At 73.3% G+C, this 24,940-nt stretch carries 23 protein-coding genes; 13 read left to right on the plus strand and 10 right to left on the minus strand.

The window, feature by feature from the left end; genetic code table 11:
• Positions 1-94: 94 nt before the first annotated feature.
• The 9 genes from ACFSHS_RS14970 to ACFSHS_RS15010 all read left to right on the plus strand — a co-directional run bounded on the left by ACFSHS_RS14970 (position 95) and on the right by ACFSHS_RS15010 (position 10,612).
• Positions 95-1,309 (plus strand): MFS transporter, encoded by a 1,215-nt coding sequence (locus ACFSHS_RS14970; RefSeq protein WP_376877627.1) that lies wholly within the window; start codon positions 95-97, stop codon positions 1,307-1,309.
• Positions 1,309-1,737: a rhodanese-like domain-containing protein gene (locus tag ACFSHS_RS14975; RefSeq protein WP_376877630.1), complete on the plus strand. Its 429-nt coding sequence runs from the start codon at positions 1,309-1,311 to the stop codon at positions 1,735-1,737. Before ACFSHS_RS14970 ends, ACFSHS_RS14975 begins: the two co-directional genes overlap by 1 nt.
• 3 nt (positions 1,738-1,740) lie before the next feature.
• A complete protein-coding gene (locus ACFSHS_RS14980) occupies positions 1,741-2,415 on the plus strand; it encodes an acVLRF1 family peptidyl-tRNA hydrolase (protein WP_376877633.1) in 675 nt (224 codons plus the stop codon).
• 205 nt (positions 2,416-2,620) lie between these two features.
• The gene (locus tag ACFSHS_RS14985; RefSeq protein ID WP_376877636.1) at positions 2,621-3,673 is read left to right on the plus strand and encodes a DMT family transporter; all 1,053 of its coding nucleotides are present in this window, start codon (positions 2,621-2,623) and stop codon (positions 3,671-3,673) included.
• Between the two features lie 25 nt (positions 3,674-3,698).
• Positions 3,699-4,484, plus strand: coding sequence for an SDR family NAD(P)-dependent oxidoreductase (locus ACFSHS_RS14990; RefSeq protein WP_376877639.1), 786 nt, complete (start codon positions 3,699-3,701; stop codon positions 4,482-4,484).
• A gap of 149 nt (positions 4,485-4,633) precedes the next feature.
• Positions 4,634-5,104: a 2,4'-dihydroxyacetophenone dioxygenase family protein gene (locus ACFSHS_RS14995; RefSeq protein WP_376877642.1), complete on the plus strand. Its 471-nt coding sequence runs from the start codon at positions 4,634-4,636 to the stop codon at positions 5,102-5,104.
• Between the two features lie 3 nt (positions 5,105-5,107).
• Positions 5,108-5,872, plus strand: coding sequence for a 2-dehydro-3-deoxy-D-gluconate 5-dehydrogenase KduD (kduD, locus tag ACFSHS_RS15000; RefSeq protein ID WP_376877645.1), 765 nt, complete (start codon positions 5,108-5,110; stop codon positions 5,870-5,872).
• A gap of 152 nt (positions 5,873-6,024) precedes the next feature.
• A complete protein-coding gene (locus ACFSHS_RS15005) occupies positions 6,025-8,079 on the plus strand; it encodes a HelD family protein (RefSeq protein ID WP_376877648.1) in 2,055 nt (684 codons plus the stop codon).
• A gap of 121 nt (positions 8,080-8,200) precedes the next feature.
• Complete coding sequence (locus ACFSHS_RS15010) at positions 8,201-10,612, plus strand: transglycosylase domain-containing protein (RefSeq protein ID WP_376877651.1); 2,412 nt, start codon at positions 8,201-8,203, stop codon at positions 10,610-10,612.
• Here the strand turns inward: ACFSHS_RS15010 and ACFSHS_RS15015 are convergent.
• The 3 genes from ACFSHS_RS15015 to ACFSHS_RS15025 are packed head-to-tail and all read right to left on the minus strand — an operon-like array spanning position 10,598 to position 13,230.
• A complete protein-coding gene (locus ACFSHS_RS15015; protein WP_376877654.1) occupies positions 10,598-11,443 on the minus strand; it encodes a YhjD/YihY/BrkB family envelope integrity protein in 846 nt (281 codons plus the stop codon). The genes ACFSHS_RS15010 and ACFSHS_RS15015 overlap by 15 nt on opposite strands.
• Before the next feature lie 11 nt (positions 11,444-11,454).
• Positions 11,455-13,017 carry a phytoene desaturase family protein gene (locus ACFSHS_RS15020; protein ID WP_376877657.1) on the minus strand — a complete coding sequence of 521 codons (1,563 nt, stop codon included), beginning with the start codon at positions 13,015-13,017 and terminating at the stop codon, positions 11,455-11,457.
• Between the two features lie 45 nt (positions 13,018-13,062).
• On the minus strand, positions 13,063-13,230 hold the full coding sequence (locus ACFSHS_RS15025) for a hypothetical protein (RefSeq protein WP_376877660.1): 168 nt from the start codon (positions 13,228-13,230) through the stop codon (positions 13,063-13,065).
• Between the two features lie 343 nt (positions 13,231-13,573).
• On the opposite strand from ACFSHS_RS15025, the gene ACFSHS_RS15030 reads away from it, so the two are divergent.
• Complete coding sequence (locus tag ACFSHS_RS15030) at positions 13,574-14,629, plus strand: C40 family peptidase (protein ID WP_376877663.1); 1,056 nt, start codon at positions 13,574-13,576, stop codon at positions 14,627-14,629.
• 161 nt (positions 14,630-14,790) lie between these two features.
• On the opposite strand, the gene ACFSHS_RS15035 is transcribed toward ACFSHS_RS15030, so the two are convergent.
• Positions 14,791-15,336, minus strand: a complete 546-nt coding sequence (locus ACFSHS_RS15035) for a hypothetical protein (protein ID WP_376877666.1) — start codon at positions 15,334-15,336, stop codon at positions 14,791-14,793.
• A gap of 101 nt (positions 15,337-15,437) precedes the next feature.
• Here ACFSHS_RS15035 and ACFSHS_RS15040 point away from each other — a divergent pair, with 101 nt between their 5' ends.
• Both ACFSHS_RS15040 and ACFSHS_RS15045 read left to right on the plus strand, forming a co-directional pair.
• Complete coding sequence (locus tag ACFSHS_RS15040; protein ID WP_376877669.1) at positions 15,438-15,761, plus strand: DUF3817 domain-containing protein; 324 nt, start codon at positions 15,438-15,440, stop codon at positions 15,759-15,761.
• 38 nt (positions 15,762-15,799) lie between these two features.
• Positions 15,800-17,122 (plus strand): serine hydrolase domain-containing protein, encoded by a 1,323-nt coding sequence (locus ACFSHS_RS15045; protein WP_376877672.1) that lies wholly within the window; start codon positions 15,800-15,802, stop codon positions 17,120-17,122.
• 17 nt (positions 17,123-17,139) lie between these two features.
• On the opposite strand, the gene ACFSHS_RS15050 is transcribed toward ACFSHS_RS15045, so the two are convergent.
• Together ACFSHS_RS15050 and ACFSHS_RS15055 are read right to left on the minus strand one after the other, a co-directional pair.
• Complete coding sequence (locus ACFSHS_RS15050) at positions 17,140-17,919, minus strand: hypothetical protein (RefSeq protein ID WP_376877675.1); 780 nt, start codon at positions 17,917-17,919, stop codon at positions 17,140-17,142.
• 149 nt (positions 17,920-18,068) lie between these two features.
• Positions 18,069-20,288 (minus strand): tetratricopeptide repeat protein, encoded by a 2,220-nt coding sequence (locus ACFSHS_RS15055; protein ID WP_376877677.1) that lies wholly within the window; start codon positions 20,286-20,288, stop codon positions 18,069-18,071.
• Positions 20,289-20,318: 30 nt separating this feature from the next.
• Here ACFSHS_RS15055 and ACFSHS_RS15060 point away from each other — a divergent pair, with 30 nt between their 5' ends.
• Entirely contained in the window at positions 20,319-20,501 is a 183-nt protein-coding gene (locus tag ACFSHS_RS15060; protein ID WP_376877680.1) for a hypothetical protein, read from the plus strand.
• Positions 20,502-20,860: 359 nt separating this feature from the next.
• Here the strand turns inward: ACFSHS_RS15060 and ACFSHS_RS15065 are convergent, their stop codons facing one another.
• The 4 genes from ACFSHS_RS15065 to ACFSHS_RS15080 form a co-directional block, all read right to left on the minus strand.
• Positions 20,861-22,189, minus strand: coding sequence for a hypothetical protein (locus ACFSHS_RS15065; RefSeq protein WP_376877683.1), 1,329 nt, complete (start codon positions 22,187-22,189; stop codon positions 20,861-20,863).
• 1 nt (position 22,190) lies between these two features.
• Positions 22,191-23,336, minus strand: a complete 1,146-nt coding sequence (locus ACFSHS_RS15070; protein ID WP_376877686.1) for a hypothetical protein — start codon at positions 23,334-23,336, stop codon at positions 22,191-22,193.
• Between the two features lie 343 nt (positions 23,337-23,679).
• Positions 23,680-24,198, minus strand: a complete 519-nt coding sequence (locus ACFSHS_RS15075; RefSeq protein WP_376877689.1) for a hypothetical protein — start codon at positions 24,196-24,198, stop codon at positions 23,680-23,682.
• Positions 24,199-24,334: 136 nt separating this feature from the next.
• Entirely contained in the window at positions 24,335-24,814 is a 480-nt protein-coding gene (locus ACFSHS_RS15080; protein ID WP_376877691.1) for an Lrp/AsnC family transcriptional regulator, read from the minus strand.
• Positions 24,815-24,940: the final 126 nt, after the last annotated feature.

Raw genomic sequence — 24,940 nt, forward strand, 5'->3', positions numbered from 1 at the left:
GTGGGTCCCGGGCCTCGGCGTCTCCGGGGCAGGGCGCGGCCACGTCGGTTAGCGTGACGGTGCCCCACACCGCTGTCCGGAGGCATCCCCGCTCGTGGCCAATCCCTACCTGCAGGTGCTGCGCACGCCGCACGCCCTGCCGATGGTGCTGGCCGCCTTCGTCGGGCGGCTGCCGCTGTCCATGGTGGGCCTGGGGTGCGTGCTCCTGATCGCCTCCGAGACCGGGTCGTACGGTCTCGGCGGAGCGGTGGCGGCGGTGGGCGCGGTGACCACGGCGATCGCGGGCCCGCTGCTCGGCCGCTGGGCCGACGCCCACGGGCAGCGGCGGGTGCTGCTGCCGGTGCTGGCCGTCTTCGTGGTCTCCGGCGTGAGCTTCCTCTTCGCCGTCAAGGACGACTGGCCCCTGTGGACGGTCTTCTCCTCGGCGGGCGTCGCCGGGGCCTGCATCCCTCCGGTCTCCTCGATGATCCGGGTGCGGTGGACGCACCTGCTGCGGGGCAGCCACCGGCTGCCGACGGCCCTGGCCATGGAGTCGGTGGTCGACGAGTTCGTCTTCATCGTCGGTCCGGTCCTGGTCACGTTCCTCTCCACGACCGGGCACGCCACCAGCGGGGTCGTCACCGCGTTCACGCTGGCCGCCGTCGGCAGCCTGTTGTTCGCCGCCCAGGTCCGCACGGAGCCGCCGCCGGCCCCGCACGAGCACCGCAACGGCCCCTCCGCGATGCGCACGCACGGCCTGCGGGTGCTCTTCGTCGTCGGCGCGGCGGTCGGCGCGATCCTCGGCTGCCTGGAGATCGCCCTGGTCGCGTTCGCCGACGAGGAGAGCGCCAAGGCGATGGCCGGCGTGCTCATCGCGGGTCTGGCGGTCGGCTCGATGGCCAGCGGGATCGGCTGGGGAGCGGTGCACTGGCGGTTGCCCCTGCGGCTGCGGCTGGCGACCGTGCTGGTCCTGCTCACCGTGCTCAGCATCCCGCTGCTGCTGGTCCGCGACGTGTGGCTGATGGTCCCGTTCGTGGTGGTCGCGGGGCTGGCCGTGTCGCCGTCGTTGATCAGCTCGTTCACCCTCGCCGAGGTGCTCGTCCCGCGGGCGGCGGTGACGGAGGCGTTCACCTGGATCGGCACCGCGCTGGGTCTGGGCGTGGCCGTCGGATCGTCGGTCGCCGGCAAGATCGTCGACGCGTCGGGCGCCAACACGGCGTTCGTGGTGGCGACGGTCGCGGCCGCCATCGCGGCGGTGGTGGTGGCCCTGTCCCAGCGGTTCCTGCACGTCCCGGCGGAGCACGCCTCGGCGCCGGCCCTCGCCCGCTGATGGGACGCGAGGGCCGGCCGCTGGGGGCCCGCACGGTCGACGAGCTGCTCGAGCGGGTACGTGCCCGGATCGACCGCCTCCAGCCGGCGGAGGCCGCCCGCCGGCTCGCCGACGGGGCGCTCCTGGTCGACATCCGGCCCGTCGAGCTGCGGGACCGGGACGGCGAGGTGCCCGGCTCCGTGGTCGTCGACCGCAACGTGCTGGAGTGGCGGCCGGACCAGGCCAGCCCGTACCGCATCCCCGAGGTCACCGGTTCCGACCTCGAGGTGATCGTCCTGTGCAACCAGGGGTACAGCTCGAGCCTCGTCGCCGACACGCTGCGCTCGATGGGACTGCGCCGTGCCGTCGACGTGATCGGCGGCTTCGAGGCGTGGGTGGCGCTCGGGCTGCCCGTCGTGGGCGTCGCCCGCACGGACGCCGTGGCCTGAGCGATGACCCGCGCCCGACCCGCCGCCGGCGGTGGTCGCATCCTCGGTGTCGCGCCGGAGCGGCTCGGCCGCTGGCTCGACGGCGTCGCCGAACGGCACGGCCGCTTCGCCGACGTGACCGCCTCCGACGACGCCGTCCACGTCACCTGCGCCGACAGCACCACCGTCGTCCTGCGCGCGCCGTTCGGCTGGTCGCCGGAGCCGCCGCTGCTCGGCACCTTCACCGCCGCCGCACGGCAGCCGCACCGCGCGGCCGTGCTGCTGGTGCGCCGGGGCCGCTGGGCGGTCGGGGTGTTCGACGGGCCGGACCTCGTCGTCTCCAAGGTCGACACCCGGCAGGTACAGGGCCGGACGGTGGCCGGCGGCTGGTCCCAGCAGCGGTTCGCCCGCCGCCGCGGTCACCAGACGGACGCGGTCGTCGCCTCGGCGGCGGAGACGGCGGTGCGGGTGCTCCTGCCGCACGCCGGGACGGTGACGGCGCTGTTCACCGGCGGCGACCGTGGTCTCGTCGACGACGTCCTCGCCGACCCCCGCCTCGCCGCACTGGCGGCGCTGCGGAGGGAGCCCGCGCTCGACGTGGGCGACCCCACCAAGGCGGTCCTGCTCGAGACGCCGAAGCAGTTCCGGGCGGTCCAGGTCCACATCATCGAGCCCGACGAGCGAGAGGAACGGACGTGAGCCTCCTCTCCCCGAGGGGGCGCCTCCCGCGATGCACAAGCCGCGCTAGTCTGATGTCATACAAGTAGGGAAAGGCGGTCCGGCTCCGGGACCGCGACCCTGGTCCGAGGGGGATCATGCACGAGTCGGCGCCCTCCACCGAGAAGCGGCCGGCGGTGGACGGTGGCCTGACGGGTTCCCGCCTGCGCGCTGCGAGGCGGTAGGAGTGCTCACTCGACGAGCAGCAACGGGGCACCCCGTTGCGTCCGGCACCGGTCATCCAGCCCCGCGACGTGGGGACGCGCTGGCCCTGACCATCGCTGTGCTCTGCACCTCGACCGCCGGTCCGCTGATCGCGGCCACGGCCGCGCCGGCCCTGGCCATCGCCTTCTGGCGCAACGGGCTGGCTGCTGCGGTCCTGCTGGTGCCCGCTCTGTTCCGGTGCCGCCGTGAGCTGCGCGGGATGTCCGTGGGGGTGCTGGGCGGCTCGCTGCTGGCCGGCACGTTCCTCGCGGCGCACTTCGCGACGTTCACGCCGAGCCTCCGGTTCACCTCGGTCGCCTCGGCCGCCGCCCTGGTCTGCTCGTCGGCGGTGTGGGCGGCGATCTTCTCGCGCTTCCTGGGTGAGCGCCTCTCGCTCCGTGCCTGGATCGGGGTGGCAGTGGCCCTGTGCGGCGTGCTGCTGCTCACCGGACTCGACCTGTCGGTGACCCCCCGTGCGCTGCTCGGCGACCTGCTGGCGCTCCTGGGAGGGATGTTCGGTGGTGCCTACGTCGTCGCCGGGGGCCGCTGCCGCCAGCATCTGAGCACGACGGCCTACACACTGCTGTGCTACGGCAGCGCCGCGGGCATCCTGCTCCTCGTCTGCGTGCTCATGGGTCAGCCGCTGACCGGCTACGCGCCCGCGGACTGGGTCCGGATCATCGCCCTGGCGGTCTTCGCACAGCTGCTGGGGCACTCGCTGTTCAACCTGGCGCTGCGGTCGACGAGCGCGACCGTCGTGTCGCTGGTGACGCTGTTCACGGTTCCACTCGCGGCCATCATCGCCGCGGTGGCCCTCGGCCAGCTCCCCCCGGTGACCACGCTGCCTGCCCTGGTCCTCCTGCTGGCCGGGGTGGGGCTGGTCGTCACCGCCCGGAGCACGACCGTGCCCGCTGAGCACCGCTGGTCTCGAACGGTTCCCGTGGTTCTCCCCGAGGCTCCGAAGTCGTTGGACGAAGAACCGGCTCACGGCGGGGACCGGTCGCGGTCGAGCGGCCGGACGCAAGACGATGAGTGATGTGCTCCCAGAAGGAGGTCGTGCCGTGGTGGCTACGAACGGTGATCAGATGCTCGACTTCGCCGACCAGGTGGTCCTGGTGACCGGCGCCAGCAGCGGAATCGGTGCTGCTGTGGCGCAGGCGTTCGGCTCCCGCGGTGCGCAGGTGGTCGTGCACTACAACCGCAACCGGGACGGCGCGGAAGGAGTCGTCGGAGCCATCGCCGAGGGCGGCGGAAGGGCGACCAGCGCGACCGCCGATCTGTCGAATCCGGCCGCCGCTGCCGACCTGGTGGACGGCGTGGTCTCCCGGTACGGGCGCATCGACGTCCTGGTCAACAACGCCGGTGATCTCGTGCGCCGGCGAGCGGTGGCCGACGTGTCCGACGAGGAGTTCCACCGGATCATGGACCTCAACATGACCTCGGTCTTCGCCATGAGTCGGCGGACCGTCCCGGTGATGCAGCGGCAGGGTTCCGGATCCATCGTGAACGTCACCTCGGTCGCCGCGCGGACCGGGGGAGCAGGCGGCTCGGTCGTGTACGCGACGTCGAAGGGTGCGGTGAGCACCTTCACCCGCGGGCTCGCCAAGGAACTGGCCACCGACGGCATCCGGGTGAACGCGGTCGCGCCCGGCATCATCACCACGCCCTTCCACGACCGGCACACCGCGGACGAGCAGATGCACACGATGGTCTCGGGCATCCCGATGGGCCGGGCGGGTCGGCCCGAGGAGTGCGTGGGAGCCGTGCTGTTCCTCGCCTGCCCGGCCATGAGCGGCTACGTGACCGGTCAGGTCCTCGAGGTCAACGGCGGCCAGCTCACCCCCTGACGCTGCGGATCGGGAAGCCTGAGAGGGCCGGAACGATCCGGTCGACGGATCCCGATCATGCGTAGTTCGCGGTGTACGGATCGCTGGGCCGCGTCCTAACGTCTCTCCGCGGCCGATCCCGGCGCAGACCTCAGACCTCTGGAGCAGCAGTGAATTCCATCCAGCCTCCGATCTCCGACGTGGTCGCCCGATCGGCCGACATCCCGTGGGTGCCGCAGGGATCGGGCAACGTCTGGTTCAAGCCGTTGCGGATCTCCGTCGCGCAGAACCGATGGGTGAACCTGCTGAAGGTCACCAAGGGCGGAGTGGTCAACCGCCATCGCCACCTCGCCGAGGTCGAGGGCTGGGTCATCCAGGGCCGCTGGCACTACATCGAGCACGACTGGGCGGCCGGCCCCGGCGACTTCGTGTACGAGCCACCGGGTGACGTCCACACCCTCGTCGCCGACGTGGCCGACGAGGCGGAACCGATGATGACGCTGTTCTCCATCCACGGCGCGATCGAGTACGTCGACGAGAACGACGAGCTGGTCCACATCGAGACGGCGGAGACGAAGCTGCGCCGGTACCTCGAGCACTGCGAGTCGGCCGGGATCGCTCCCCTCGACCTGGCGTACTGAACGGTGGCTGCCGCGACGTCCCTGTTCGACCTGCAGGGCCGGACCGCTCTGGTCACCGGTGGGAGCAGGGGGATCGGACAGGCGATCGCCGCCGGGCTGGCCGAGGCCGGCGCCGACATCGTGCTGCTCGCCGAGGAGAGCGAGATGCAGGAGTCGGTCGACCTGGTCGAGGCGGCCGGACGCAGCGCGGAGTGCGTCGTCCTGGACCTGTCCCGGACCCGGAGCATCCCCGGCACCATCGGGGAACTGCTCGGCCGGCGCCAGGTCGACATCCTGGTCAACGCCGCCGGCATCATCCGTCGCCAACCGGCGGCGGAGTTCAGCGACGAGAACTGGGCCGACGTCCTCGACGTCAACCTCACCGCGGCGTTCCTGCTCAGCCGGGAGGTGGGCGGGCGCATGCTCGCCCGGGGAAGCGGCAAGATCATCAATGTGGCATCGATGCTCAGCTTCCAGGGCGGCTCGCTGGTCACCTCCTACGCCGCGAGCAAGCACGGCCTGGTCGGCCTGACCAAGGCGCTGGGGAACGAGTGGGCAGCCTCCGGCGTCCAGGTCAACGCGATCGCCCCTGGTTACATCGCCACCCGCGTCACCGACCCGCTGCGTGCCGATCCCGGCCGAGCCGCCGAGATCCTGGGACGCATCCCGGCCGGACGGTGGGGCACGCCCCGGGACCTCGTGGGTGCCGCCGTGTTCCTGGCGTCCGCGGCTTCCGACTACGTGTCCGGGCACGTGATCGCAGTCGACGGAGGCTGGCTCGCCCGCTGACCCCGACCCGCCCCGACCCGCCGGGCCATGGGTCAGCTGACCGTCGACAACGCGGTGGCAGGGTTCGAGGCCGGACGGGTGTCGACGCCGGTCCCCACGACGTAGTCGGCGGACCCGGTAGCACCCCGACGGACGAGTACGCTCCTTCGACCGTGTCTCACTCCACCACGCCCGAGACCGCCGATCCCGTCCTGACCGCCGAGCGCGCCCACCTGGCGCGCGCTGCCGAGTGCCTCACCGAGATGCGGGCCGCCGCCTCCGCCGTCGTGGACGCGGGCGTCGACGCCTGGGCCTCCGAGCGCCTGGGCGCCGCCCGCGCCGACCGCCTCCGGGCGCTGGCCGCCGACCCGGGCGTCCCGCCCTTCTTCGGCCGCACCGACAGTGCGACGGAGACGTTCCACATCGGCCGCCGCCACGTCCGCGACGCCGCCGGCGACCCCGTCGTCATCGACTGGCGGGCGCCGATGAGCCGGCCGTTCTACCAGGCGGGCCCCGCCGATCCGCAGGGCCTGCACCGGCGCCGCCGCTTCGGCTTCTCCGGCGGTGAGCTCACCGGCTACGAGGACGAGATCCTCGCCGACGGCGACCAGCCGGTGGCGGGCAAGGGGGTCCTTCCCTTCCTCCGCCGCGAGATCGAGCGCCCGCGCAGCGGGCCCATGCGCGACATCGTCGCCACCATCCAGCCCGACCAGGACGACATCGTCCGGGCGCCGCTGGCCGAGTCCATCTGCGTCCAGGGCGCCCCGGGCACCGGGAAGACGGCGGTCGGCCTGCACCGGGCGGCCTACCTGCTCTACACGCACGGCGGGCAGCTGGCCCGCACCGGCGTCCTCGTCGTCGGGCCCAACCGCGCCTTCCTGCGGTACATCGAGCAGGTGCTGCCCACGCTGGGCGAGGTCGACGTCGAGCAGACCACCGTCGCCGACCTCACCGCCCGGGTGCCCGTGCGCGCGGTGGAGCGTCCCGAGGTCGCCGTCCTCAAGGGCGACGTGCGGATGGCGGAGCTGCTCCGGCGGGCGCTGTGGGGCGAGATCCGCAAGCCCGCCGACTCGGTCCAGGTGCCCCTGGCCGGGCGGCGGTACCGCGTGCCGGTCGAGCGGCTCAAGCGCTACGTCGACGACCTGCGCCGGCGGGCCCGGGCCGACGACGACCAGCAGCTGCTGCACTACGCGGCCGGCCGTGAGCGGCTGATGATGCTGCTCGCGGAGGACGCCCGGCGGCAGAAGGAGGAGGCCGGCGGCAGCCCCGGCGACGGCGAGACCCGGCGGGCCGCCCGCAGCGCCGAGGTCCGCGCCTTCTGCGACGAGGTCTGGCCCGCCCGCGACGCGGCCGGGCTGCTGTGCCGGCTGTGGAGCGACCCCGATCGCCTGGCGCGCGCCGCCCGCGGCCTCCTGGCCGACGACGAGCAGGCGCTGCTGCGCTGGGCGGTGCCGCCGCGGTCGGTCCGGTCCGCGCCGTGGACGGCGGCCGACGCCGTCCTCGCCGACGAGCTGGCCGGCCTGCTGGAGCGCACGCCGGGGTACGGGCACGTCGTCGTCGACGAGGCGCAGGACCTCTCGCCCATGCAGTGCCGCGCCATCGCCCGCCGGCTGGCCGCGGGGTCGCTCACGGTGCTGGGCGACCTGGCCCAGGCCACCAGCCCGTGGTCGCCGTCGGACTGGCAGCGCACGCTGGTCGAGCTGGGCCGCCCGGAGGCCGTCGTCCGCCCGCTGACGCGGGGGTACCGGGTGCCCGGCGAGGTGCTCGAGCTCGCCAACCGGCTGCTCCCACTGATCGCCCCCGGGCTTCCCGCCGCGACGGCCGTGCGCGCCGAACCGGGTGCCCTGCGCATCCGCCCGGTCTCGACGTTCGCCGGCCCGCTCGTCGACGTCGTCACCGAGATCGGCGACGCTCAGGGGTCCGTCGGCATCGTCTGCGCCGACGCGGCGGTGGCCGAGGTGGCCGCCGTGCTCACGGGCGCCGGGCTGCCGGCCGCCGTGCTCAGCGACGACGGCGAGGAGGCTCCCCGGGTGGCCGTCGTCCCCGCCGGCCTGGCGAAGGGGCTCGAGTTCGACGCGGTCGTCGTGGTGGACCCGGCGGCGATCGTGGCGGCCGAGCCGCGCGGTCTGCACCGGCTCTACGTCGTGCTCACGCGCGCGGTGAGCACGCTCGTCGTCCTCCACCGGCACGACCTCCCGGAGCCGCTCGCGCAGCACCCGGCTCGCTGACCTCAGGGTTCCCCGACGTCCGTCGCGTTGCGTCACGGGCCGGCTACCTACGGCGCGGGGGATTGTGGGACGCGTCCTTCTCTGTTGGGGTGATGCCCGCATCGGTGGTGGGAGGAGGGTGATGAAGCGGCGCAGGGGCACGTTCGGCACGCTCTGCGCGCTCCTCCTCAGCACCGTCCTCGCCGGTGGGCTCCTCGCCGGGCTGCTGGCGCCCTGGATCGGCGGGCCGGCGCTGGCCGCCCAGCAGTCCACCGGCTTCCTGGGCGAGCCCCCCGGGGAGCTCACGGACGAGCCCCCGGCCGGGAACACGACCATGCTGGCCGCCAACGGTGAACTGATCACGTCCTTCTACCGGGAGAACCGCGCGCCAGTGGCGGGCGAGCAGATCGCCGAGGTCATGAAGCACGCGATGGTCGCCGTCGAGGACGCCCGCTTCCGCCAGCACGGCGGGGTGGACATCCAGGGCACCCTGCGGGCGCTGGTCAAGAACCTCGCGGCCGGTGAGGTCATGGAGGGCGGCTCCACGTTGACCCAGCAGCTGGTCAAGCAGACGCTGCTGCAGTCGACCGACGACCCGGCCGAGCGGGAGGCGGCCGTCGAGGAGAGCATGGCCCGCAAGCTCCGTGAGGCCCGCCTGGCCCTCGCCCTGGAGGACCGGTACAGCAAGGACGAACTGCTCACCCGCTACCTCAACATCGTCTACTTCGGGCAGAACGCCTACGGCGTGCAGCCGGCGGCCCGGGCGTACTTCGGGGTCGACGCCTCGGCGCTGACGGTTCCCCAGGCCGCGCTCCTGGCCGGACTGGTGCAGAGCCCGTCCGACGACGACCCGTTCGTGAACCCCGAGGGCGCCACCATCCGCCGCAACCAGGTGCTGGACCGGATGGCGGAGCAGGGCTACATCACCCCGGCGCAGGAGGCCGAGGCGGCGCTGGCGCCCCTGGACCTCTCCCCTGCCCCGCCGCCCCGCCGCGGCTGCGTCGAGGCGAGCGTCGGCCCCTACGTCTGCGACTTCGTGCAGACCTACCTCACGCAGACCCTGGGGATCAGCCAGCGGGAGCTGGAGACCGGCGGCTACGTCATCCAGACCACCCTGGACACCGAGCTGCAGCGCTCCGGCGACGCGGCCGTGCTGAACACCCTGTCGCTCGAGGACGGGCGGGTCGCCACCTTCAGCGCCGTGGAGCCCGGCACCGGGCACCTGCTCGCGCTCAGCATCAACCGCACGTTCGGCTTCGACCGGGGGGACAGGACGCAGGAGTCCTACAACCTCAACGTGGCGGCCAGCCGGGGGGCCGGGTCGACGTTCAAGGTCTTCGTGGCCGCGGCCGCCCTGGCCCGCGGCTACTCGGACCAGTACACGCTGACGGCGCCGAGCCCCTACTACTCCCGGGTCTACAAGAAGGACGGCGGGCCCTATCCGGTGCGCAACGCCGGCACCTACCGCGCGACGCTGGACATGACGACCGCGCTCTACCAGTCGTCCAACACCTACTTCCTGGCGCTCGAGGACGCCCTGGGCAGCGTCGAGGAGCCGGTGCGGATGGCCGAGCGGATGGGGCTGTTCCAGTTCGACACGACCGGCCTCGCCCAGAGGACGATCGACGAGAACAACGGCTCATTCACCTTCGGTCCCGATGCGACCAGCCCGCTCGCCCTGGCCAGCGCCTACTCCACGCTGGCGGCCAGCGGCACGCAGTGCGACGTCCTGCCGGTCACCGGGATCCTCGACCGCCACGGCCGGCCGCTGCGGGACGAGCGGGGCCGGCCCGTGCTGACGGGCGACAACTGCACTCCCGAGGCCATCCCGCCGGGGGTGGCCACCACGCTCAACCAGATGCTGCGCAAGGACGTGGAGCCCGGGTACAGCGGCCAGACCGCGCCGCGGGCCTACGTGCCCGGGCACCAGATCGCGGGCAAGACGGGCACCACCCAGAACAGCCTCTCCGTCGCCTTCGTCGGGTACACGCCGGAGATCACCGCGAGCGTCATGGTCTTCAACCCGAAGGAGGCCGAGGACGTCGGCGGCTTCGGCGGCGGCAAGGGCGCCACCATCTGGCGCGACGCGATGGCGCCGATCCTGCAGGCCCGGGGCAGCAGTGACTTCCCGCCGGCCGATCCGACGGTCGCCAACGGCAACACCCGTCCGGTGCCCGGCTGCACCTCGGTGAGCGACTGCGTGCGCGTGCTGGCGGCCGCCGGGTTCCAGAGCACGACGGTGCGCGTCGGCAGCGACAGGCCGGACGGTGCGCTGGTCGGCACCAGCCCGGGGCGGGGCGGCCGGGCCGTCCCGGGGCAGGTCGTGTCCATCCTGGTGAGCAACGGCGCCGACTACGTCGAGCCGGCCCCCGAGACGGAGGTGCCGCTCCCCGCGCCGTCCGACCCGCCGGCGCCGCCGGAACCGTCGGACCCGTCGGACCCGTCGGACCCGGCGACGCCGGTCGAGCCGGCGACCCCGAGCCTGCCGCAGTCCCTCCCGGGACTCCCGTGGCCCGAGGAGCGGCCCGACGGGCTGCCGCTACCGGCCGGCTGAGCGGCGCTCGAGCAGTTCGTCCAGCGACTGCGTGGCCAGCCAGCCGCAGACCACCACCAGGTGCAGCACGAACAGCCAGAGGCCGAGCGCGACGACGCCGCCGACCACGTCCAGGCCACCGAAGGGTGCGCCGAGGTCGAGCGGCAGGGCGAGGAACAGCACGAACCCCTGCAGGAAGCCCGACAGGCAGGCCGCGGTGAACAGCGCCCCGGCCACGAGGGCGGACCACCGCACCCGTCCCGCCCCCACGACCCGGAAGCCCCACGCCAGCGGCACGGTCAGTGCGGCCAGGACGGAGTAGAAGCCGATCGCCACCCGGCCGACGACCGGCCAGGCGCCGCCGTCCGCGGCGAGGTCGGCCATGACCGGCACCGTCAGCAGCAGGGGATAGAGGAGCAGCGGCGTCAGGAGGACCACCGGCAGCGCCGCCAGCCGGCCCTTCCAGCCGGTCAGGCCCTCCCGTCGGCTGCTGAACCGCAGCAGTGCCCGCCGCAGGCCCTCGCCGTAGAACGACATCGGGACGAGGGCGAGCAGCCCGCCCACGAGCGACAGACCGACGCCCGCCGAGACCAGCCGTTCGACGGCCGCCGGGGCGCCGACCGCCCCCGGCAGGAGCTCGGCCAGCCGCGCACCCAGTGCGGTGACCCGCTCCGCCGAGGACAGCCGGGCCGTCAGCGCGAACGCCAGCACCAGGACCGGGACGACGGCGATGCCGGCGTAGAAGGTGAGCCCGGCGGCGATCAGGGCGAGATCGCGTCCCTGGAGCCGGCGGCGGACACCGTGCGCCAGCTCCGCGCCCGACCCCCGCAGGCCCGCGGCCCGGTGTTCCACGGGTCGCGCCGTCAGCGGGGATCCAGCAGGTGGCGGGCGGCCGCGTACCCGCCCAGGCCGCTGACCGCACCCCCGCGGACCGTGCCCCCGGAGGACGCCGCCACGATCCGCGGATGGTCGGTCGCCACGCCCCAGGTGCCCACCTCGTCCGCCGTCCCGGCCACGGGCCAGGCCAGGTCGCCGTGGAAGATGTGCCCGCCCGGCATGGCGAGGGAGGCCTCGACGTCCAGGGGTGAGGCGGCCTGCAGGCAGGGATCGCCCGCCGCATCACGGGCCAGGCAGTCCAGCAGCGGCTCCTCCAGGTGCGCGTCGAGCTGGGCGACCACCCGCCGCACCGCCTCCCGCCGGGTGCCCACCGGATCGTCGCGGAACAGCTCGGCCGGCGTGTGCAGACCGAACAGGGTGAGCGTGTGGTGACCGGTCGCCCGCTCGACCGGGCCCAGGATCGACGGGTCGCTGAGCGAGTGGCAGTACACCTCGAACGGGATGACGTCGGGCAGCCGGCCGGCCGCCGCCTGGGCGTACGCGGCGTCGATCTGGCCGGCCGCCTCGTCGACGTGGACGGTGCCGGCGAAGGCCGTGACCGGGTCCGCGCCCGACCGCAGCCGGGGAAGGCGGGCCAGCACCATGTTGACCTTCAGCTGCGAGCCCGACGGCCGGGGGCCGGGGTCGCGTCCGGTCAGCTCGGCCAGGACCGTGGGAGCGGCGCCCGACACGACGTGCCCGGCCGCCACCTGCCTGTCCACGCCGTCCTCGTCGGTCCAGTGCACGGTGACCCCGTCGACCGACGGGTCCAGGGCCGTGACGGTGGCCCGGGTCACCAGCTCGGCGCCGCCGCGGCGGGCGGCGGCGGCCATGGCTCCGGTCACCGCGCCCATGCCCCCCACGGGGACCCGCCACCGGCCCGTGCCGTTGCCGATGAGGTGGTAGAGGAAGCAGCGCCCGGCCAGCCCGTCGTCGGCGTGCACGTCGGCGAAGGTGCCGATCAGCCCGTCGGTCAGGGCGATGCCCCGGACGACGTCGTCGTCGAGGTGGTCGGCCACCACGTCGGCCAGCGGCCGTTCCCGGAGGTCGTGCCAGAGCCCGGGGTCGCGCAACCGCCCGGCCAGCTCGCCGGGGGAGAGGAGCGGTTCGGTCAGCGTGGGGGCGAGGTCCTCCGCCAGCGTGCCGAGGCGGCCGTAGAACCGCTGCCAGCCGGCGAACTCGCGGTCGGATCCGGTCAGCTGCCGGAAGGAGCTCGCCGTCGCCGGGCCCTCGTCCCGCTCCACCAGCAGCCCGGTGGACCGGCCGTCGCGGACGGTCGCGGTGTACGAGGCCACCGCGCGGTCGGTCAGCCGGACGTCGAGGCCGAGGTCGTCGACGATGCGGTCGGGGAGCAGGCTGACCAGGTAGGAGTACGCCGACAGCCGGACGTCCACACCGTCGAAGACCTGCTGGCTGACCGCGGCCCCGCCCACCTGCGGGAGGCGCTCGAGCACGAGCACCGACCGTCCGGCCCGGGCGAGGTACGCGGCGGCCACGAGGCCGTTGTGCCCCCCGCCCACCACCACGACGTCGTAGCTGCTGCGCGTCACCGGCGGACGATAGCGCCCGCCGTGCCGCCCGGGCGTGCCGACCGGTCAGCCACCCGGCGTCCCGGTCTCCTCGCAGCTGGCGTCCTGCGGGTTGGTGGCCTCCTCGCCCGCGGAGTCGCAGTTGGTCTCCCCCCGGTCGAGGTCGGTGTTGTCGCCGCAGGCCACCAGGGAGCCGGCGAGGGCGAGCACGAGCAGGGGCCGCTTCAGATCCATGCCCCCGGTACTGACCGCGCGGCGTCGCTCGAAACGGTCCGCGGCCGGTCGGCGCGGCTGCCGCAGGCACCGGGCGACGGGGCCCGTGTGACGGATGGGACGACCGGGACTCGGACGACCGACAGCACTGCCCGGTGAACTGGAAGGACAAACAAAAAAACATCTCTGTCATTGTCACGAGCCGGTAACTCCCCTTACGGTCTGTGTGTCCGCGTGGGCACTGAGTCACCGCCCGGCACCAGCTCTCCGGACGCCGTCGCGCCGGCCCAGCGTGGGCCCGAACGGTCGGACGACCCGGCGGACATACCGTGCACGAACCGATGGAACGGAGAGCCGCCGCGTCATGGCGACCCCCCTCAGCAGTGGCCCGCGCTCGATCCGCCGCCGGGCGCTCCTCCGCCGCGGCGCCCTCGCCCTCCTGGCCGTCGGCGCGAGCCTGTTCGTGGCGGCTCCGGCGCAGGCGAACCCGACGACGTCGGCGGAGGCCGCCGACCTCGTCGCCGCCCGTGGCCACCAGCTCGAGGTCATCACCGAGCAGTTCAACGAGGCCCGGGTGGCCCTCGCCGCGCAGCAGGAGGCCGCCCGCGCGGCGGCCGCGGCGACGGAGCAGGCCACGGCAGAGCTCGCCGCCGCGCAGCAGCAGGTCAAGGGCCTGGCGCGCACCGCCTACACCGGTGAGGGGCTCAGCTCCTTCCAGGCCCTGCTGACCAGTGACTCCGCCGACGCGTTCGTCGACCGCATGGCCACCCTGCAGCTCGTCGCCGGCCACCAGAGCGACATCATGGAGCGGGCCGCCTCGGCCGGCGTCGCCGCCGCTCAGGCGGAGGCCGCCGCCCAGCGGGCCGCTGCCGAGGCGCAGGCGCAGTACGACGCGGTCGCCGCCCAGCAGGCCGCCCTCCAGGCGGAGGTCGACGGCTACCGGGCCACGTTCGCCCGGCTGAGCGCTCAGGACCAACAGGCGGTGGTGGCCTCGCACGGCGGGGACGAGCGCGCCAGCCGCTCCGAGGACCGCGAGGCCGGGCCGGCCGCCGGTCCGGTCGTCGCCGACAGCCAGGCGGCGCAGATCGCCATCGACACCGCCATGGCCCAGCGAGGGAAGCCCTACGTCTGGGCGGCGGGCGGCCCCAACTCCTACGACTGCTCCGGCCTGACGGCGTACGCCTTCCGCGCCGCCGGCATCGACCTGCCGCACTCCAGCGCCATGCAGTCACGCATGGGCCAGCCGGTCTCCCGCGACCAGCTGCAGCCCGGTGACCTGGTGTTCTTCTACAACCCGGTGAGCCACGTCGGCATCTACATCGGCAACGGGCAGATGGTGCACGCCCCCACGTCGGGGGACGTGGTCAAGGTGGCCCCCCTCATGAGCGGCTTCAGCGGCGCCCGGCGCATCGCCGCCTGAGCCGGCCCGCACACAGCGCACACGGCCCCGGACGTCCGCGTCCGGGGCCGTATCGCGTCCCGGGGTGGCCACCGGGCATCCGAGCCTCGCCGCCGCCCTGGCCACCGTCGCGGTGCTGGGCTCCGTCCTGAGCGGCGCGCCGGGTCCGGACGCCGGTGCCGTCAGCGCGTCGTCGTCCGGCTGACCTGCTGCAGCAGGCCCCACACGAAGGCCGCCCGCACGCCTCCGGGGAGCCGGACCTCCCAGCGGGTGACCACCCCGGGGTCCACGCTCACCGCTCCCGGCAGGCCGACCACGTCGTCCAGCACGTGTTCCCAGACGAGGAGGTCGTCCGTGGCCGCCGGCGGGACCGGGGAACCCGGCCTCCGGACGAGGTGCTCGTTCAGCACCGAGCCGCCTGGCCCGCTGAGCACCTCCCAGTACAGGTGCGGCCACAGCGGCAGCGGCCAGCGGCGGACCTGCACGTCCAGATCGCCGAAACGGCGGTCCTCGAGCTCCTCGGGTGGCCCGAGCACCGCCGTCCGGAGGTTCAGCCCGCGCGGGGCCCGGGGCGCGTGCTGCAGGGCCTGCCAGCGGGTGTGCGCGGCGTGGGCCTCGGCCCGCGTCGCCTCCAGCCGGGGCAGGGCGTCGGTCACGAGATCGGGGCGGACGTCGGCCATCCGGCGCAGCAGCACGAGGCAGAACTCCCGCCGGGCCAGCCCTCGCACACCCCCGACCCTGCCACGAACGTCACAGTGCTCCCCGGGGACGGCGGGCCACCGCCGGCCGTTGTCGTCGGCGGAAGCCGCCACCGACCCGAGGACGCCCGTTGAGCCCCCGTACCGTCGCCACCACGTTCCGCATCGTCGCCGTCGCCGAGGCGCTGTCCTGGATCGGCCTGCTGATCGGCATGTACGTCAAGTACGTCCCGGAGACGACGGAGCTGGGCGTGCAGGTCTTCGGCCCGATCCACGGCGGCATCTTCCTGGCCTACGTCCTCGTCGCCGTGGTGGCCGCCCGCGTGCTCCGCTGGTCGAGCGGGACGACCCTGCTCGCGCTCGTGGCCTCGGTCCCACCCCTGGCCACCATCTGGTTCGAGCGGTGGGCGACCCGGCGCGGCCGGCTGCCGCAGGGCGAGGCCGTCGCCGCCTGATCTGGGGCCGGCGGCCGCGGCTCGCTACGGTCGCCGTCATGCCCGAACCCGTGCTGCCGCCGACCGCCCGCCTCCTCCTGGCGCGCACCGCCCGCGCGCAGCGGGACGGGCGGGCCCCCAGCCTCGTCGCCGGGGTCGTCCGTGCCGGCGGACTGGCCTGGTCGGTCGGTCGCGGCGACGTGCCCGAGCCGCACACCGACGTCCAGTACCGGCTCGGGTCGATCAGCAAGACGGTCACCGCCGTCGCGGTGATGCGGCTGCGGGACGAGGGCCGGCTGGGTCTCGACGACCCGCTGGACCGGCACCTGCCCGGCACGCCCCTCGGCGACCGGACCGTGGGGCAGGCGCTCTCGCACCTCGCCGGCGCCTCGGCGGAGAGCCCCGGCGGGTGGTGGGAGCGGACGCCGGGCGGCTCGCTGGCCGATCTGGGCCTGCGGGCCGACGACGTGGTCCTCGGTGCGGCCCGCCGCTTCCACTACTCCAACCTGGGCTTCGGCCTGCTCGGCGAACTGGTGGCCCGGCTGCGCGGCGCCTCGTGGGAGGACGTCGTCACGAGCGAGGTGCTGAGGCCCCTCGGCATGGCCCGGACGACGCCGCGTCCGGCCGGCCCGGCCGCCGCCGGCACGGCGGTGCACCCGTGGGCCGACGTCGTCCTGCCCGAGCCCGAGCACCACGCCGGCGTGATGGCCGCCGCGGGGCAGCTGTGGGCGTCGCTGGAGGACCTCGCCCGGTTCGCGGCGTTCCTCCTCGGCGACACCGGCGACGTCCTGGACCCGGGCACCCTCGAGGAGATGACCGTCCCGGCCGGCGTGGACTCCTCGGCGCCGGGCTGGTCGGCGTACGGCCTCGGGCTGCAGGTGGTGCGGGTGGACGGCCGGACGCTGGTCGGGCACGGCGGATCCATGCCCGGGTTCCTCGCCGGGGTCTTCGTCGACCGGGAGGAGCAGATCGGCGCCGTCTCGCTGGCCAACACGACGTCCGGACTCGACGCCGTGGTGTTCGGGTTGCTGACCGACCTGAGGACGGCCGAGCCGCGCGTCGTCGAGCCGTGGCGGCCCTCGCCGTCACCAGTGCCGCTGGACGTGCTCGGGCTCTGGTTCTGGGGCCCGTCCCCGTACGTCCTGCGGGCGGTGGAGGGCGCGCTGCTGCATCTGGGCCCGCTGCCGGGCCGGACCGGACGGGCCAGCCGGTTCTCCGCCTGCGCGGACGGCACGTGGATCGGGCTGGACGGCTACTACGCCGGGGAGACGCTGCGGATCGCCGAGGACCACCTGGACCTGGGCACGTTCGTCTTCACCCGCACCCCGTACGACCCCGAGGCGCCGGTGCCCGGCGGGGTCGACGAGCAGGGCTGGCGCTGAGCGCAGCCTGCGGGACGTCAGGGGAAGGTCAGGGACGCGAGCTCCTCCCCCGACCGGGACACCGCCAATCGGAACGTCTCGTTGCACGGAAGCTCGTCGAGAGATCCGGCGGCCGTTGCCGTTCCCGACCGGTCGGCGCGACTGCCTGCCTGGAAGACGACCACCTCGGGGCAGGACGCGCTGGCCTCCCCGACGACGCGCGTGCTGACCAGGTCACCGGGTTTCAGGCCGCCCACCGTGACGTCGGTACTGAGGACCCGGGCATCTCCGGATCCGGACAGCCGGAGGCTCAGCGCGGGAACCGGGCCGTCCGGCGCCTGCACCAGTGCGGCGCCGGTGGCGACCCCGGCAAGGAGCAGGGCCCCGAGGAGTAGCCAGCTGGCGGCGACGGCGTACCTGGCCCGCGCCAGTTGCCTCTCGTACCAGGCGGCGACCTCCACGAGATCCGTGACGTTGACCCGCTCGAGGCGTAGAGCGAGGTACAGGGCGCCGGAGACGACGGAGAGGAACGCTGTCAGGAGCGCGAGCAGCGCCAGTGTCCGGGAGATGTCGTCGGTCAGAAGGGTCGGGACGGAGACGAGGCCGAGGCCGGTCAGCACGACCCCGACGAGAGCCACCGTGCCGACAGTGGCCCGGGCGTTGCTCGTGATCCGCTCCAGGGCTCGGGACGCGCCCAGGTCCGCGGCGACTGCCATCAGTCGCCGGTCCTCGGGCGTGGGCTCCTGGCCCTCTCCCACCGGGCCCGTGGCGGTCATCGAGGCGTCAGGGGTGCAGCGTGCCGGGGAATACGACGTCATGGCCGTCGTCCTTCCCGGCTTCTCCGGGGCAGTGCACGATCACCCGAAAGGACCGCGGGGCCGACCGGCCACCTCTGCGGAAGCCCGCGTTGGGCACCTTGACGGGAGCGGCCTCCACGGTGGCGATTACCTCCTGTGTGAGGACCCGGTCATGCCGGCGACACGTGTAGACCGCCGGAACGTACTCGGCCATGACCCCTCCGAAGGCTCGACAGGATCTCGCGCGCGGTGGCGACCTCCGGTGCATCGCGCAACGGTTGCAGGGCCAGCGCCTCGAGGTCTCGTGTCACCTCGCGGAGCACACCACGCCGCCTGCCCTTGTGGCGGATGAGCGTGAGCTTGGCCGCGGCCTGCTCGAACTCCTCCATGCCGACTTCCCGCTGCCCAGCGCACAGCAGAGTCATGGCGAGGTCGAACGACGTCGCGAATAGGGTCGTGTCCAGGGACAGCGCCGAGAGCATCGAATCGACGGCGTCCTCGTACCGCCTCAGACGCATCAAGCACCAGCCTCGGCACGCCAGGTCGCCGGGGTCCGGCGCCTGCTCGTCCGCGATCATCTTCACCGCCGACTCGAATGTCCGCTGCGCCTCCTCCGTTTGACCGAGGATCGTGAACGCCTCCCCCAGTCCGGCCAGCGCGGCGGGTTCCCGATCCCCGCGGCGGAGCGCCTCGTCGAAGTACGTTGCTGCGTCGTGCGCCGCCTTGGACGCCGGATGGAGGGCGTCGTCCTCGTGGAGGGCCAGCCAGCCGGCGATGACCCAGCACCACTCCATGTCCGGTTGCGACTCGAGGGCCCGGTGCACTTCTTGTCGGGCCTCGGCCAGCTCGTCGATGTCGGCGAGGACGGCGGCGCGCACGCCACGCGCCCAGGCGTAGTCAGGGTCGTGGTGCAGTGCCTCCGTCACCGACCGGAGAGCCTCGTCGTACAGGTCGAGGGCATACTCGGATGCGGCCTTGCTCGCCAGGATCCATGCGTTGCCCGGGTCACCGGTGGCGGCACGTTCCAGGTGGTCGACGGCCTCCCGATAACGGCCTTGCGTCCGGAGCATCTCGCCGAGCTCCGCCCGCGCCCAGTCGAGATCAGGATCGAGGGCGAGGGCCCGTTCGAACTCTGTCGCGGCCGTCGCCCGCTCGCCCATGGCGTCGAGGACCATCGCCCGGCTGGCGACCAGGCCGGCGTGGTCACCGGCTGTCGCCAGGCCGCGGTCTGCCTGCTCGAGGGCCCCGGGCAGGTCCCCCGCCTTGCGCAGTAGGTCCGTGAGGAGCTGTAGGGCGGATGCGTCATGGGGGGTGAGCTCGAGCGCCTGCTTCAACAGCGAGATGGCCTCCGTCCGGTCGACCCCGGACGCTCGGGCGAGGGCGACCAGGCTGGCGCCCAGTGCCTCCCGAACCTGCTGGTCGCGCACGCCGTGGTCCCAGGCGGTCCGCAGGTCCTTCGCGGCGCCGCCCTCGTCGCCCGTGCGGTGGCGGGCCAGTCCGCGTAGCCGGTGAGCGGCTCCGTCGTCGGACCGGGTCCTGACGGCGACGTCGGCTGCCTGAAGCGCCTCTTGCAGTTGCCCTGCCTCGAGCAAAGACTCGCCGAGCGGCAGGACCAGGTGGTCGGACGGCACGCCCCGCTCGATCGCAGCCCGTGCGTGCGCGGCCGCCTCCATGAACCGGCCGAGCCGCGAGAGCAGACGCACCTCGGTGGCCAGGAGCAGTGGTTCGTCCGGACGGTCGGTGAGCGCGCGGATGACTACGTCCAGCGCCTCGGCCGGCTGTCCGTGACCGGCCAGAGCCTCCGCGAGCTGTACCGCAGGCACAATCGCGTCGGGCGCGGACGCAGCGAGGTCACGGAGAGTCTGAACGGCGGTCTCCACGTCCTCTCCGCGCTCAAGGAGGAGTTCTGCCCGCAGTCCCCGCCACACGCGATCGGTGGGATCCACCTTGTCGAGGGCCCGGTCCACGGCGGCCAGGGCGCCGGCCGGGTCGCCGATCCGGCGCAGTAGCCGGATCCGCGTGTCGTGCAACCAGGGGTCGTCGCGAAAACGGGTGAGGGCCTGCTCGATCGTGTTCAGGGCCTCGTCGTCGTGGCCGGTGTCGGCCAGCACAAGGGCGGTCACCGCATGGGCGCCCGCGAGTTCCGGGCTGTCCCGCCTGACGCGCTCGAGGGCCGCTAGCGCCGCCTGCACGTTCCCCGTCGCCAGGAGCGCCTGGCAGCGCCCCAGGGCGGCGAGCGGATGGGCGGGCGCCAGTCCGGCCGCACGTTCGAAGTGCTCCAACGCCATGGTGTAGGAGCCTGTCTCCGCGCGCAGCGCGCCGGCGGATACGTGAGCTTCGGCGGCTGCCTCCCGGTCACCCGAGGCCTCGCACGCGGCGGCCAGGTCCATGGCCAGCTCCGCGTCTGCGGGATACCGCTCGTGAACGGCGCGCAGCAGACGGACGGCCGCACCGACGGCGTCGTCGGCGAGGAGCTGCCCGGATGCCGTCCGGACGAGATCCGCGTCAACGTCCTCCCCGGCCTCGACGGCACGGATGAACGGGTCCACCGCGTCCGCCACCCGGCCCGATGTGGCCAGGACCATGGCGTAGTCAGCCAGTGACGGCGGGCGAAGCTCCCTACCTTCACCGAGGAGTGCCCGATATTCCATGACGCTCTCCTCGATGTACCGCGGGCCGTCGGCGCGGCCGTACCGGTGCGCGGCCAGTGCGAGGACGGCGCGACCGTCGGCGCGGATGACCTCCAGACGGCCGGCACCCGCAACCCCGCCCGTCCCAGGGGGCATCCGGTCCTGGAGATGCCGCAGGAGTCGCCTGGCCGCCCCCTCCGCCTCCCGGAAGTGGTGTCTCCTGAGACGGACCCGTGCGGTCTGCAGTTCGGCGAGGAGCTTGGTCGGTGGGTCGGTGACGAAGTCCCAGCGGAACGAGGTTGCGCCGGCTGTCAGCACGGTGCTCGACATGGTCAGCTCCCGCCCGGTCGTGGCGCGCGTCCCAGGGCGCTGCCGCCACCCTCCGGGCCACGCGACTCGATGATCGACTCGCAGAGGTCGAGCCCCACTTCTCCGAGCGCCATGACGCGCCGCTGCGCCTCGTCACCCTGGGGCGGTTCCAGGTCCCGGGTGGCGTCCACGCGGGCCCGCCACGCTGCGTTGAGCGCCTCCCGGATGTGCTCCCGGTGGCTGTGCTCCGGAGGGGTCAGCGGCGCGCCCTGCTTCAGCTGGACCAGCCATGCGGCGGCCCACGTCCGGGCTCGCGCCGAGTGCTCCGCTTCGTAGAGCGCCAGCTGCGAGCCGACGATGTGCTTGCTGAACGCCTTGCGCACCCGCGCCGGATTGACGAGCGGTGCGGGCTCTGCGGAGGGCCCGTAGGCGGCATCCACCGATTGCCGCCAGTACGCCTCCAAGCGGTCCACGATTTCGCCGTGCGGTGGCGGCTTTCCTGGCACCGTCCGGTTCATCTCGCGGAGGACGGCCAGAATCGTCGCCGCGCGCTCCCTGTCGGACACCGTGTGGGCGCCGTCATTGAGTGGATTCAGTCTGAGCAGGAGGGCCGCGTACGCGTAGGCCGGCCCGGCGAGCAGGGTGGCCAGCGCGTCGGCGAGGGCGATGCGCACCCTGCGCCTCTCCTGCTCCTTCGCCGCGCGGCGCACCTCCTCGTCCGTGTCCTCGGGTGGGCCGTCCGCCGCCTGGTCGCCGCCCTTCCCTCCGGCGGCCGCCAGGCGCTCCGCGGTGATCTCGTCGGCGAATTTCCGCAGGCCGGATTCCTCTATGACCACCTGCCCGTACTCGTGGGCGACCAGCGGAAGCGTCCACAACGTCCATTCGGGGAAATGCATCGTCACCACGCGGCGCAGCGTGGAGCTGAGCTGGGCCTCCAGGCCGAGGATCGAGAAGGAGGGGCGGCGCCGAGTGTCGCTGGCGAGCTCCTTGATGTACTCGTCGGCGATCCGGCAGATGCGCTCGTCCTGAAATCGGTCACGCAGAGCCAAGCCACCGAGCAGGTCCAGGCATTCGCGGAAGACTTCTTCGCTGGCCGTCTGCAGGCGCGCGTACTCGGCCCAACCGGAGCGCTCCGAGGTCTTGTTCTCGCGGAGGGCCGCGTCCAGGTTGTCGAGTCGGTCCTTCAGGTCCGTCGCTTCACTATGGATGTACTCGACCGCGATGTCCCAGAGTTGGTTGTCGACGTTGAACTTCTCCAGCTCCAGTTGCTGCTTCCAGACCGAAGGGTCCTGAGCCTGGTCCAGGTGCTGTCCCAGGGCCTCGATGCGCAGTTGCAGCATGGTTCGGGGCATGTCAGGACTCCAGGTTCGTGAGCTGTCGGCAGAGCTCCTCCGCCTTGATCGCCACCTCGTCGACGGCCCTCGCGGAAATGCTGCGCTGCCGGGCCAGCCAGGCCCCGTTGAGAGCATCAGACATCGCGATGCCGTCGGCCCGCGGGTTCTTGTTGGCCAACAAGTCGGTGGCGATCTTGTCCGCCTTCGTCCACCCCTCGTACGCGCTGACCGGAAGCACCTCGACCAGCAGGTCAGCGAGGGCGTCGCAGAACGGGGAGTCGCCGACCGGCTCGCGTCCGGCGGCTCCGTCCGCGGCGTCGACCAGCTCGGCCCACAGCCTGGTGATCCGATCCGACGCCCACTCCATCTGGTCGTCCCCGGCTCGCTTGAGCATCGACGCGATGACGGCTACACGCTGATCCGGCGCCGGGTGGCTCTCGGTCGGCACCCTGGCCAGCAGCGGATCGAAGGCGTCGAGGGTGCACATGAACCCGTAGGCGGGCCCCAGGAGACGCGTGGCGAACGCGTCCGCGAACAACTCCTCGAGCCAGGCCCAGGATTGCGGGGATCCGTCGCCGAGCTCCTCCCCGATATCGGCGAGCGGGTTGCTGGTTCGGAGATCCTGATCGTTCACGAGGGCGGGGCCGGCGAAGTGCCCCAGTTCATGAGCGACGGTCGCGAGCTGCCAGACCGACGGCCGGGGAAACCGCAGCTGGATGATGCGGCTGGCCCGCGAGTACCGCTCGTCCCGGCCCAGGACGGTGAACGAGCTCCAGTGGCCCATCGGTGTCCGGGCGACCAGTTCGTCGACGAGCGCGTCCGCGAGGGTGCAGAAGCCGTCGTCGAACTTCGCCGCCCGGTCCGAGGAGCCGCTCAGCAGGAGCAGACACTCCTCCAGCAGCTCGTCGACCTCCCACCGGAGCGCATGGACCGCTGCCCACACGTCGGCGGCCGTGGTGTCCGCCCGCTCGGCTTCGGCGAGCGTCTCGTCGGCTCGCCGACCGGCGCGGGCCAGGTGGGTGCCAATCCGGATGCGGATGCGCTCGTACAGGGGCCTCTGGATACGTTCGAGAAGCCTCCCGGCGGTACTCAGATCGCGGCCGACGTTGCGCGCAGCGCCGATCAGGGCGATGCGTGCCTCGCCAACAGCCTGCCCGTCCGGCACGACGGCACCCCCTAGGCCATCACCGAGAGTGGCGAGTATCACAGAGCAGCGGGGGGTGGTCGATGCCCCTACGACAGGTCGCCCGATTCCGTTCGGGCTCGTTCCTGATTCCGCGTGTCGATGACGGTGCGTACAGCCGCGGTCGGGCGAGGTGAGACATGCCCTCGGGTGACTCGGGCGCAGTGACTCGGCTGATCGGCGTCGTCGCAGAGGGTGATTCCTCGCGGCCGGACACCCGGGCTGGTGGGCCGGCAGACCGGCCCGTCGCGGTGTCGTGCCAGTGGCACTCCAGCGAGGGCTCCGTGACGGAGTGCTGCACGCGCGGAACCGCCCTGCGGCGTGCTCAGGGGCGGTCGAAGGCGTCCATCGTGGTCTTGACGACGACGCCGTACGCCAGGTGCGGAACCAGGTCGCTGACCCAATCGGTGACCGACCAGGTGCGCGGATCGGTGATCCCCAGCGCTGTCATCGGCCCGTTGGCCGCGACCAGCACGCCGAGCGTCGTCAGGGTGATGCCGACGGGCGTGGTCGAGCGGAAGCCGGAAGCCCGGGCGAGCCCGCCCAGCACGCCGACGCCCATCCCGGCCACGAGGCCCATGAGGGGTCCGAGACCCTGCACCCGGTTCTGTCGCGTCTCGCCCTCGCCCGGGATGGACAGGTGGACGGTTTCGGCGAGCTTCTCGACCGTGTCCTCCGGTGTGGAGCTCGTGCCGCGGCCGCGGACGGCCATGTCGAGATAGGTGACGGCGTTCAGCGCCGTGCTGCCGGCCGCCCCCGCCGCTGCCCCTCGCAGCAGCCAGCCGGTCCTGCTGATCCCGCGCCTGCCCTTGCCGAACGTGCCGATAGGGGTCTTCATCGCCATGGCCGCGACCTACCCGGGGACCACCCCGGCACACCCCGCCGCCGATGAGGGGCTCCCACTGGGTCTCATGGGGCTCCGGATCGCTCCGTCCACCGTCAGCTAGCGGGTCGCCAGTCGCGCAGCCGTACGGTGATGGTCAGGTGTGCGCCTCACCGGCGGCGCGTTCGAGCAGCGGGCCGACGCGGTGGTCGACGAAGCGGCGCAGCGCCAGGGCGGTGTCGGTGCGCTGGACGCCGGGGATGGCCAGGACGTGCTCGGTGATCCGCCACAGGTCGTCGGCGTCCTTGGCGACCACCTCCACGAGCAGGTCGGCCACGCCCGACAGCCCGGTGACCTCGACGACCTCGGGGATCTGCGCGAGCGCCCCGCTGACGTCGGCGAGGCTGCGCTGCACGACCTGCACCGTCACGTACGCGGTCAGCCGGTAGCCGAGGGCCTCCGGCCGCACGCGCCGGTCCAGCGGGGCGAGGACGCCGTTGGTCTCCAGCCGGGCCAGCCGGGCCTGCACCGTGTTGCGGGCGAGTCCCAGACGCTGCGACAGCGCCATCACGCTCGCGCGGGGATCCTCACCGAGAGCGAGCAGGAGCCGCGCGTCGGTGGCGTCGACCTCGGGCACGGTGCTCAGTCTGACAGGTGAGCGCGGTCCCGTACTGATCTGTCTGCGCAACCGTTCGGGTGGATCTTGCGCAGATCGACCCCGAGGTGGTGTTGTCCTCCCCCGGGGTCCTCGTGCCACCATGTG

It is taken from the genome of Blastococcus deserti, from assembly GCF_042682525.1.
Taxonomy (GTDB): domain Bacteria; phylum Actinomycetota; class Actinomycetes; order Mycobacteriales; family Geodermatophilaceae; genus Blastococcus_B; species Blastococcus_B deserti.

Excerpts from the sequence above, each read along its gene's own strand:
- ACFSHS_RS14975 (WP_376877630.1), top strand. The coding sequence starts at position 1,309 with ATGGGACGCGAGGGCCGGCCGCTGGGGGCCCGCACGGTCGACGAGCTG.
- ACFSHS_RS14980 (WP_376877633.1), top strand. The coding sequence starts at position 1,741 with ATGACCCGCGCCCGACCCGCCGCCGGCGGTGGTCGCATCCTCGGTGTC.
- ACFSHS_RS15010 (WP_376877651.1), top strand. The coding sequence starts at position 8,201 with ATGAAGCGGCGCAGGGGCACGTTCGGCACGCTCTGCGCGCTCCTCCTC.
- ACFSHS_RS15025 (WP_376877660.1), bottom strand. The coding sequence starts at position 13,230 with ATGGATCTGAAGCGGCCCCTGCTCGTGCTCGCCCTCGCCGGCTCCCTG.
- ACFSHS_RS15030 (WP_376877663.1), top strand. The coding sequence starts at position 13,574 with ATGGCGACCCCCCTCAGCAGTGGCCCGCGCTCGATCCGCCGCCGGGCG.
- ACFSHS_RS15045 (WP_376877672.1), top strand. The coding sequence starts at position 15,800 with ATGCCCGAACCCGTGCTGCCGCCGACCGCCCGCCTCCTCCTGGCGCGC.
- ACFSHS_RS15050 (WP_376877675.1), bottom strand. The coding sequence starts at position 17,919 with ATGACGTCGTATTCCCCGGCACGCTGCACCCCTGACGCCTCGATGACC.
- ACFSHS_RS15055 (WP_376877677.1), bottom strand. The coding sequence starts at position 20,288 with ATGGACCTGGCCGCCGCGTGCGAGGCCTCGGGTGACCGGGAGGCAGCC.
- ACFSHS_RS15065 (WP_376877683.1), bottom strand. The coding sequence starts at position 22,189 with ATGCCCCGAACCATGCTGCAACTGCGCATCGAGGCCCTGGGACAGCAC.
- ACFSHS_RS15075 (WP_376877689.1), bottom strand. The coding sequence starts at position 24,198 with ATGGCGATGAAGACCCCTATCGGCACGTTCGGCAAGGGCAGGCGCGGG.